The 9,295-nt window shown below is 71.3% G+C and carries 10 protein-coding genes; 5 read left to right on the top strand and 5 right to left on the bottom strand.

All coding sequences use genetic code 11. The features are described from left to right. Positions 1-225: 225 nt before the first annotated feature. Positions 226-516, top strand: coding sequence for a DUF1905 domain-containing protein (locus ACFWGZ_RS35905; RefSeq protein ID WP_382456043.1), 291 nt, complete (start codon positions 226-228; stop codon positions 514-516). Here the strand turns inward: ACFWGZ_RS35905 and ACFWGZ_RS35910 are convergent. After that, complete coding sequence (locus ACFWGZ_RS35910; protein ID WP_382456044.1) at positions 513-1,646, bottom strand: endonuclease/exonuclease/phosphatase family protein; 1,134 nt, start codon at positions 1,644-1,646, stop codon at positions 513-515. The genes ACFWGZ_RS35905 and ACFWGZ_RS35910 overlap by 4 nt on opposite strands. Positions 1,647-1,753: 107 nt before the next feature. Beyond that, positions 1,754-3,718, bottom strand: coding sequence for an MDR family MFS transporter (locus tag ACFWGZ_RS35915; RefSeq protein ID WP_382456052.1), 1,965 nt, complete (start codon positions 3,716-3,718; stop codon positions 1,754-1,756). Positions 3,719-3,864: 146 nt separating this feature from the next. Between ACFWGZ_RS35915 and ACFWGZ_RS35920 the strand changes: the two genes are divergently transcribed. The 4 genes from ACFWGZ_RS35920 (at position 3,865) to ACFWGZ_RS35935 (ending at position 6,639) form a co-directional block, all read left to right on the top strand. Beyond that, positions 3,865-4,197 (top strand): putative quinol monooxygenase, encoded by a 333-nt coding sequence (locus tag ACFWGZ_RS35920; protein ID WP_382456045.1) that lies wholly within the window; start codon positions 3,865-3,867, stop codon positions 4,195-4,197. Positions 4,198-4,248: 51 nt separating this feature from the next. Beyond that, complete coding sequence (locus tag ACFWGZ_RS35925; RefSeq protein ID WP_382456046.1) at positions 4,249-4,527, top strand: hypothetical protein; 279 nt, start codon at positions 4,249-4,251, stop codon at positions 4,525-4,527. Positions 4,528-4,532: 5 nt separating this feature from the next. Beyond that, complete coding sequence (locus tag ACFWGZ_RS35930; protein WP_382456047.1) at positions 4,533-6,170, top strand: GMC family oxidoreductase; 1,638 nt, start codon at positions 4,533-4,535, stop codon at positions 6,168-6,170. Positions 6,171-6,264: 94 nt separating this feature from the next. After that, positions 6,265-6,639, top strand: a complete 375-nt coding sequence (locus tag ACFWGZ_RS35935; protein ID WP_382456048.1) for a YciI family protein — start codon at positions 6,265-6,267, stop codon at positions 6,637-6,639. Between the two features lie 60 nt (positions 6,640-6,699). On the opposite strand, the gene ACFWGZ_RS35940 is transcribed toward ACFWGZ_RS35935, so the two are convergent. From ACFWGZ_RS35940 to ACFWGZ_RS35950, 3 genes are read right to left on the bottom strand one after another with little or no spacing between them, the layout of a single operon-like run. Further along, on the bottom strand, positions 6,700-7,368 hold the full coding sequence (locus ACFWGZ_RS35940; RefSeq protein WP_382456049.1) for a CE1759 family FMN reductase: 669 nt from the start codon (positions 7,366-7,368) through the stop codon (positions 6,700-6,702). Beyond that, positions 7,365-7,790 (bottom strand): MarR family winged helix-turn-helix transcriptional regulator, encoded by a 426-nt coding sequence (locus ACFWGZ_RS35945; protein ID WP_382456050.1) that lies wholly within the window; start codon positions 7,788-7,790, stop codon positions 7,365-7,367. The genes ACFWGZ_RS35940 and ACFWGZ_RS35945 overlap by 4 nt, the downstream gene beginning before the upstream one ends. After that, entirely contained in the window at positions 7,787-8,944 is a 1,158-nt protein-coding gene (locus tag ACFWGZ_RS35950) for an LLM class flavin-dependent oxidoreductase (RefSeq protein WP_382456051.1), read from the bottom strand. Before ACFWGZ_RS35950 ends, ACFWGZ_RS35945 begins: the two co-directional genes overlap by 4 nt. Positions 8,945-9,295 lie beyond the last annotated feature (351 nt).

The following is a 9,295-nucleotide window of genomic DNA, read 5'->3' on the forward strand; positions in this document are numbered from 1 at the left end:
GGGGGGGGGGGGGGGCCGGTGTGGCGCCCGGGCCGGCTCCAGCGGCGGGCCCGGGGGGTGGGTGCGCTGGGGTGTGCGGCCCTGGCTCGGGCACCTCACCGACGCCCGGGGTGGAGCTCGCCGCGGACGTGGTGAGGGTGCGCCAGGACGAGGAACGCGGCGACGCCCTCGCCGCGCGTTTCGACGAGGACTTCCGCATCAGCGCGCCTCTGTGAGAATGGGCCGATGTTCGTCTTCGACGCGGAACTGTGGATCTGGGACGCCCGCCGCACGGACACCTGGACGTTCGTGACGCTCCCCGAGGACGTCTCCGACCAGATCCGGGACGTCGCCGTCCCCGGCGCGGGCTTCGGCTCGGTCAAGGTGCGGGCCGGGGTGGGGGCCAGCACCTGGTCCACCTCGGTCTTCCCCGACAAGGAGTCCGGCTGCTACGTGCTGCCGGTGAAAGCCGCCGTGCGCAAGAAGAACGACGTCGGGCCGGGCGACGTCGTCGAGGTGACGGTCGAGCTCGTCTAGCGGTTCCAGTCGATGTCGGCGTAGATCGCGGCGTGGTCGCTGGCCGCGTGCACCTCGCTGGTCATGGTGTCGTAGACGTCCCAGCGGTTCCTGGTCCGCGGGCCGCGCCACACGCCCTTGCGGAACACGCCACCGCCCACCGCCTTCGCGAACAGGGGCGGGGTCAGCAGGACGTGGTCGATCTTGCCCTTCTCGTTCACGCCGCGGTACGTGCCGAGGCGGCGGTCCCAGTCGAAGTTCTCGTGCTCGCTGATGTCGCGCAGGCCGGTGCGGTCGAACAACGGGCGCAGCGCCTCGCTGTCGGCGGTGTCGTTGAGGTCGCCGACCACGGCGATGTGCTCGTGGCCCTCGTCGCGCAGGCGGTTCACGATGCGGGCGATGCGCACGGCCTGGCGGAAGCGGCGGCGGGCACCGATCGGGTCGCCCGGTGCGCCGTAGCCCTTGGACTTCAGGTGGTTCACGAGCACCACCACCTCCGGGCCCGCCGGCGTGCGCACGTGGTACTCGGCGCAGTCGCGGGAGAAGACCACACCGGACCTGTCCCTCGCGTACACGTGCGTGCGGATGGTGACGACCTGGTGGGCGTCGCGGGTCAGCAGGCCCACGTTGATGCCGCGCTCGTCGTTGCCGTCGATGAGGTGGACCTCCTCGTACGGGGTCCAGCCCACGTGCCTGAGCATGCTGGCGGAGAACAGGTGCAGCAGCTCGCGCGACTCGGCCTCGACCACGCCGAGGACGTGGGCGCCGACGTCGCGCATCACCTGCGCGGTGTGGCGGGTCGCGAGCTCGCTGACGGGTTCGGTGGTGAGCTCGACCCAGCCGACCCACGACTCGCGGCCGCTCGCCACGATCGAGGTCTCGCCCGTGCGGTGGCGGGCGAGGAAGCGGCCGCGGATGCGGCGCAGCACCGCGTACCTGCTGCGGTCGCCGCGCATCAGCTCCAGTGTCGCGAGGTGTTCCTTCAGCTCCTCCTTGACGTCCGGGGTGTAGACGTCGCACGCGATCAGCTCGTTGAACCGGGCGTGCGCGGCGAGGACCGGGGCCGCGTGCCTCGTGGCGTTGCGGCCCATCACCTTGGGGCGCTCGAACATGTTCTCCACGTTGAACGACCCGATCCGGGTGGTGCTCACGAATCCAGGGTCGCATGTGGACCCGCGCGGGCGCCCTGGTCCGTGCGGGTGATCCGCGGTGACGGGAAGGCGCTGGTCACGGGGCCGTCCGGGGAACGGGACCCGTCCTAGACGCGGCTGAGCTGCCGCCCGGTCTCGATCAGCTCGTCCGCGAACGCGTCGAGCGCCTGCGCGAACTCCCGCTGGTCCGGTTCCCGCCAGTCCCGCAACTGGTCGAGCAGCCACCGCCGCCACGCCCGCACGAGCTGGGTGAACACCTCCGAGCCCAGGTCGGTGAACCGGTAGCCGTCGTCGTTGTAGGACAGGTGGCCCGACCGCACGAGGGCCCGCGCGGTCGGCTCGAAGATGCCGCCGGGCACGGACGTCATCTCGGCGATCTCCTCGAGCGTGGCCACGCCGTCGTCCGTCGAGGCCTTGTAGACGCGGCCGAGCAGCCACGCCTGCTCCAGCGGCAGGCCGACGCCCGAACTGCGCAGCACCGCCGGCCCCGGATCGCCGCCGGAACGGGAGACCACGGTCGAGACGAGCTTGCGCAGCTCGTCGTAGGAGTTCGACCGCGGCGCGGCGAAGCTCTCGCCCACACCGCTGTTGCCGGCCGCGGCGGCGCGCGAGGTGTCGCGCAGCCGCACCTGCGGCAGGAAGAACGCGACCGCCAGCGCGACCAGGCCGATCGGGGCGGCGATCAGGAACATCATGTGGACGGTCTCGGCGTAGCCGTCGACGATCGGCGCCCGGACGGCCTCCGGCAGCGCGTGAACGGCGGCGGGGCTCGCGATGGCGCGCGGGTCGACGCCCGGCGGGACCACGAGGTGCGCCGGCAGCTGACCGGCGTAGATCGTGCCGAAGATCGCGACGCCGAACGAGCTGCCCATCGTGCGCAGGAAGCTGATGCCGGACGTCGCGACGCCGAGGTCGCTGTAGCTCGTGGTGCTCTGCACGACGATCACCGGCACCTGCATCACCAGGCCGATGCCCGCGCCGAGCACGGCCATGAACGCGCCCATCTCCCAGTAGCTGGTGGAGGCGTCCAGCAGCGACAGCAGGAACAGCCCCGCCGTGAGCCCGATCGACCCGGCGAGCGGGAAGACCCGGTACCGGCCGGTGCGGCTGATCGCGGTGCCGGTCAGCAGGGCGGTGGCCATCAGCCCGGCGATCAGCGGCAGCATCCACAGGCCCGACGACGTGGCCGACTCGCCGCGCACGTACTGCAGGTAGATCGGCAGGTACGTGATGCCGCCGAGCATCGCGAACCCGACGACGAAGCTCAGGATGCCCGAGACCGTGAACACCCGGCTGCGGAACAGCCGCATCGGCAGCATCGGCTCGGCCGCGCGCTGCTCGACGAGCACGAACGCCACCAGCAGCACGACCGACCCGGCGGCCGTCCACAGGATCGTCGGCGACGTCCAGGCGTACTCGGTGCCGCCCCAGCTCGTCACCAGCGTCAGCCCGGTGGCCGCGAGCGCGATCAGCGCGATGCCCGCGTAGTCGATCCGCGGCCGGGCGCCGGTCCTGATCGCCGGGAGAGCCGCCAGCGCGACGAGCACGACGGCGATGCCGAGCGGGATGTTCACGTAGAACGCCCACCGCCAGCTCAGGTGGTCGACGAACAGGCCGCCGAGCAGCGGCCCGGCGACCGTGGCGATGCCGAACACCGCGCCCGCGAAGCCCTGGAACTTCCCGCGTTCCTTGAGCGGCACGACGTCGGCGATGATCGCCGTCGAGGTGACCATGAGCCCGCCCGCGCCCAGGCCCTGCACCGCGCGGAACGCGATCAGCGTGCCCATCGACTCCGACCAGCCCGCGAAGAACGAGCCGGCCAGGAACAGCGCGACGCTGACCACGAACGTCCTCTTGCGCCCGTAGAGGTCGCCGAACTTGCCGATCAGCACCGTCATGATCGTCTCGGCGAGCAGGTACGACGTGACCACCCATGAGAGGTGCGCGCCGCCGCCGAGGTCGGCCACCATCGTCGGCAGCGCGGTCGACACGATCGTCTGGTCGAGCGCGGCCAGCAGCATCGCGAGCAGGACGGCCGCGACGACGAGGTTCCGGCGGCGGGGGTCGGTCATCTCGGGCACGTCCGGGATGGTCGCGCAGGTCGGACGCCCGCGCAGGGGGAGGAACACGGGTGGGGGACAGCGCGGCGGGGAGCGCGCCGGACGCGGCCATCGCCGCCGCGGGTTAGGGTCGGGACGTCCAGCCGAAGGAGGCAGTCTTGATCTTCATCACCGCCAAGTTCCGCGTCCTGCCCGAGCACGCCGAGGCGTGGCCCGAGCTCAGCAGGACCTTCACCGAGGCCACCCGCGCCGAGCCCGGCTGCCTGTGGTTCGACTGGTCGCGCAGCCTCGCCGACTCGACCGAGTACGTGCTGGTCGAGGCGTTCCGCGACGGTGACGCGGGCGGTGAGCACGTCGGCTCGCAGCACTTCAAGAAGGCCCAGATGGAACTGCCGCGGTACCTCGCCGAGACGCCGCGCATCGTGAGCCAGTCGGTGGACCAGGACGACTGGTCGGAGCTCGGCGAGATGAAGGTTCCTCCGCGAGGGTGAGCCTGCGCCGGATCGGTTGGCGCGGGCGGGCGTCCCGATGAGGATGGGGCGGTGGACGCCTTCGTGGAGCGGTCCGCCGAGCTGACGGGGTTCTCGGTGGAGGAGCTGAGGTCGACCGGACTGGTCGAGCGGTACCGCGCGCTGGCGGGCGGTGCGTCCGAGGCCGAGCTCATCCACCTCTGGTACACCGGCGAGTGGCGCGGAGCCGTCGTGAGCGCCCGCGCCTACGCCGAGGGCCTCGCGTGGAAGGCCGCCGGCGTCGCCGCACCGGGCACGCGAGGACCCGGCTTCGGCAGCTGGGACCGCGGACCGCGGCGCGGCCTGCGGTGAGGGCCGTGGTCGTCGGCGCGGGGTTCGCCGGCTCGCTGGTCGCGAAAGTGCTGGGGGACAACGGGTTCCGAGTCCTCGTACTGGAGGCGGGCGCCGAGGCCGACCACGGCGACGCGGTCGAGAGGTACCGCACGGCGCTGGTCAAGACGCCCCTCGCGCCGTTCCGCCGGACCGCCGCCGCGCCGTCGAGCGACTACGCCCTCTCCACCGGGCCGCACTCCCTCGCGAGTCCCTACCTGCGGATGAACGGCGGCACCGGTACCGCCTGGACCGGCATCACGCCCCGCATGCGTCCCGACGACTTCCGCACCGGCGACCTCGGCCGCGGCCGGAACTGGCCGCTGTCCTACGCCGACCTCGAGCCGTACTACCGCGCGGCGGAGTGGGAGATCGGGATCGCGGCCGACGCCGACGAGCAGCGGCAGCACCTCCCCGTCGCCGACGGCTACCGCTATCCCATGCACGCCCTGCCGCGCACGTTCCTCGACGAGACCATCGCATCCGTTGTGGACGGCAGGCGCATCGACGGCCGCGAGCTGCTGGTCGTCGGCACACCGCAGGCGCGCAACGGTGTCCCGGTCGACGGCTACCGGCCGCACGGCAAGCTCTGCGCCGGCTTCGCGAGCTGCGTGCCGGTGTGCCCGGAGAACGCCAAGTACACGCCGCACCGGACCCAGCAGCAGTGGTCGCCCGGCGTCGAACTGCGCACGCGGTGCGTGGTGAACGCGTTGTACGCCACCGAGTCCGGCCGGATCACCAAGGTCGGCTACCAGCGCTACGAGGACGACGCGACCGGCCGGCACACCTGCCACGAGGAGGAGGCCGACATCGTCGTCCTCGCGGCGCACGCCGTCGAGAACGCCAAGCTGCTGCTGATGTCCGGGCTCGCGAACAGCAGCGACCAGGTCGGCCGCAACCTCATGGGCCACCCGGTGCTGCTGACGTGGGCGCTGATGCCGCACCCGGTCGGCCCGTTCCGCGGTCCCGGCTCCACCACGGGCATCGAGGCGTTCCGGTCGGGTCCCGAACGCGCGGTGCGGGCGCCGTTCCGCATCGAGATCGGCAACTGGGGGTGGGGCTGGGCGGCGGGCAGCCCCGGTTCGGACACGGACGAGTTCGTCGTGGCGGGCCTGCGCGGGCCCGCGTTGCGCGCGGCGGTGGCGGACCGGGTGAGCCGCCAGCTCACGTTGCAGATCGAGGTGGAGCAGGAGGCCGATCCCGCGAACCGCGTGACGCTCGCACGGGAACGGGACGCACTGGGCAACCCGCGCCCGTCGCTGCGCTACGCGCTGTCCGACTACGTCAAGGACGGCCTGCTGGCGGCGAAACGGGTGTCGGACCGGCTCTTCGAGATGCTCGGCGCGGAGGACTTCACGGCGTACAAGCCGGACGACGGCCACTACTTCGAGCACGACGGCGAACCGCTGCGGTACTGGGGCGCCGGGCACAGCGGCGGCACGCACGTGATGGGCACGTCACCGCGCGACTCCGTCGTGGACCAGTGGCAGCGCTGCTGGGACCACCCCAACCTCTACGCGGTGGGGTGCGGCAGCATGCCGTCGCTCGGCACGTCCAACCCCTCGCTCACGATGGCCGCGCTCGCCCTGCGCACCGCCGAGCACCTCGTCGCGCGGGCGCGGTGAAGAAGTTCTGCGCAGAATGTCGAAAGCTCCGCGACGTCGATCGACGCAGGGGTGGCGGCGTGCGACGCCGCCGGTCGACGACGAGGAGAGAACCATGCGGTACATGCTCACGCACCGGGTGCTGGAGGACGATCCGACGTCCTGGGAGCCGAACCCGGAGCTGATCGAGCGGATGAACGCGTTCGTCGGGAAGCTGACGGCGCGGGGCGTCCTGCTCGGCGCCGAGGGCGTGCAGAGGACCGGCGCGGTGGTCCGCCGGCGCGGCACGGCGATCCGGTCCGTCGACGGCCCGTTCGCGGAGGCCAAGGAGGTCGTCGGCGGCTTCCTGATCGTCAGCGCGGCGGACCTGGCCGAGGCCACCGCGGTCGCCGAGGAGTACATCACCTGCTTCGCGGGCGTCGAGGAGATGTCGGTCGAGGTGCGCCAGGTGGCCGAGATGGAGGACGTCGAGCCCTACCTGGGCGGGTGACCGGTCCGCGGGAGCCGCGCGTCCTCGCCGTCTGCGACGGAGACGCGCGGCTGCGAATTCCTAGCCGGCGGACCCGCCCGCGGCCAGGCGCATCAGGTCGGAGTCGAAGTCGATCGACAGCTCGGTGCCGCCGGCGCTGCCGAACTCGTGCTGGTAGCGGCTCCACGACTCGTCGCGCACGGTCTTCTCGAACCCGGCGGCCATCAGCGCCACCAGTTCGAGAGCGGCGCGGTCGATCCGCTTGTTCAGGCCGGGGTCGGTCCAGTCCTCGGTCGCGGCGAACAGCGACGTCGGCACCACGACCGTGCGCAGGTAGGCGAACAGCCCGCGCATCTGGTCGTCGACGACGAGCGCGTGCCGCGTGGTGCCGGCGGTCGCGGCGAGCACGACGGGCTTCGCGATCAGCAGGTCGTTGTCGAGGACCTGGAAGAACGACGTGAACAGCCCGCTCGCGCCCGCCTTGTAGACGGGGGTGCTCGCGACGATGCCGTCCGCGTGCTGCAGCGCGGTGACCGCCTTCTGCAGCTTGGCGCCGACGTGGTTCGACACCAGCGCGTTCGCGATCTCGCCGGCGAGCTCGCGCAGTTCGACGGTCTGCACGGCGACGGTGAGCTGCTTGCGCTGCCCGAGGGCGGCGACGCGCTGGGCGACGCGGTCGGCGAGCAGGCGGGTGGACGACGGGTCGCTCGTGCCGGCGGACACCACCACGAGCTGGAACTGTGCGGTCATCTCTCCTCGTTCCCGGCCAGTTTGCCGGTGATCACTGCGAGCTGGTCGAGCTCTTCGGGACTCAGCACGCTCAGCGCGCGGGTGACGCTGCGGGCGTGCGGGCGGCCGATCTCGCGCTGGGCGGCCCGGCCGGCCGGGGTGAGCGACAGGCGCACACCCCGGCGGTCGCCGAGGTCGGGGCAGCGTTCGACCAGACCCCGGTCGACCAGGCGGTCGACCATGCGGGACAGGGCGGGCTGGCTCAGCAGCACGTGCCGGTTGAGCTCGCTCATCCTGAGCGGGCCGCCGCACTTCGACAGCTGGTAGAGCACGTCGTACTCCCGCATGGTCAGCTCGCCCCAGACGTCCTCCGCGTTGAACTGCTTCATCAGCACGGCGTAGGCCCTCATCAGGGACTCCCACGCCTCGTTCGCACGGGTCACTTCTCGTCCTGGTACGGCGAGCCACCCGTGACGTTGTCACCCCGGTTGGCGTTCGGCCTGGGCTGACGGGCGGGCTTGTCGCCGTACTTGTCCCGGAGGCGACCGGCGTGCGTCGGCGGCTTGGCGGTCTCGGGGTCCTGCCGCGACTCCATCTCCTTGCGCAGCACCGGGACGACCTCCTCGCCGAGCAGGTCGAGCTGGTTCAGCACGGTCTTGAGCGGCAGGCCCGCGTGGTCCATCAGGAACATCTGGCGCTGGTAGTCGCCGAAGTGCTCGCGGAAGGTCAGCGTCTTGTCGATGACCTCCTGCGGGCTGCCGACCGACAGCGGTGTCTGCTCCATGAAGTCCTCCATCCGCGGCCCGTGGCCGTAGACGGGGGCCTCGTTGAAGTACGGGCGGAACTCGTCGAGCGCGTCCTGCGACCGCTTGGCGATGTACGCCTGGCCGCCGAGACCGACGATCGCCTGCTTCTCCGTGCCGTGGCCGTAGTGCGCGTACCGCTGCCGGTAGAACTTGATCAGCCGCATGTAGTGCTCCTTCGGCCAGAAGATGTTGTTCGCGAAGAAGCCGTCGCCGTAGTAGGCGGCCTGCTCCGCGATCTCCGGCGTTCGGATCGACCCGTGCCACACGAACGGCGGCAGGTCGTCGAGCGGCCGCGGCGTGGAGGTGAAGCCCTGCAGCGGGGTGCGGAACTTGCCCTCCCAGTCCACGACGTCCTCGCGCCACAACCGGTGCAGCAGGTTGTAGTTCTCGAGCGCGAGCGGCAGGCTCTGCCGGATGTCCGCCCCGAACCACGGGTAGACCGGCGCGGTGTTGCCGCGGCCCAGCATCAGGTCCATGCGGCCCTTCGCCAGGTGCTGCAGCATCGCGTACTCCTCGGCGATGCGCACCGGGTCGTTCGTCGTGATCAGCGTCGTCGCGGTGCTGACGATGAGCTTCCTGGTCTTCGCGGCGATGTGGCTGAGCAGCGTCGTCGGCGCGGACGAGAAGAACGGCGGGTTGTGGTGCTCGCCGATCGCGAACACGTCGAGCCCGACCTCCTCGGCCTTCTCCGCGATCTGGACGATCGCGTCGATCCGCTCGGCCTCGCTCGGGGTCTCGCCGCTCACCGGGTCCCTGGTGATGTCGCTCACCGAGAAGATTCCGAACTGCACGGTCCCCGCCTCCTTCTGTCCTCGTGATTCATGCGTTTGCATCTACCTTAACGCAGGGGGTGGTCGGGTATTCCCGCTGTGCTGGTTGGTTGGGGCGGGCTGGTGCTCGGCTTGGTGCTCTCGTTGGGTGGTCGGGTGAGGTGGTCGGGTTCCTGTTTACTGCTCGGGGCTCCGCCCCGGACCCCGCCAGCTGATCAAAGACCGGCCAGCGCCGTTCGTGGGTTGATGGCACGCCTGTTTCGTTGGGCGGCTTGCTGTTGCGTTGGTTCGTGCGTCTGGGGTGGGGTGGTCCCGTCACGAGCAGCGCAGGAGGCAGCCACACCCGAGGGGTCAGGTCAAGTCGACGAAAAG

This window comes from Lentzea sp. NPDC060358, assembly GCF_042725365.1.
GTDB lineage: Bacteria > Actinomycetota > Actinomycetes > Mycobacteriales > Pseudonocardiaceae > Lentzea.

What these genes read in the sequence shown, in the direction of transcription:
- ACFWGZ_RS35905 (WP_382456043.1), top strand. Translation starts at nt 226, where the DNA reads ATGTTCGTCTTCGACGCGGAACTGTGGATCTGGGACGCCCGCCGCACG.
- ACFWGZ_RS35915 (WP_382456052.1), bottom strand. Translation starts at nt 3,718, where the DNA reads ATGACCGACCCCCGCCGCCGGAACCTCGTCGTCGCGGCCGTCCTGCTC.
- ACFWGZ_RS35935 (WP_382456048.1), top strand. Translation starts at nt 6,265, where the DNA reads ATGCGGTACATGCTCACGCACCGGGTGCTGGAGGACGATCCGACGTCC.
- ACFWGZ_RS35940 (WP_382456049.1), bottom strand. Translation starts at nt 7,368, where the DNA reads ATGACCGCACAGTTCCAGCTCGTGGTGGTGTCCGCCGGCACGAGCGAC.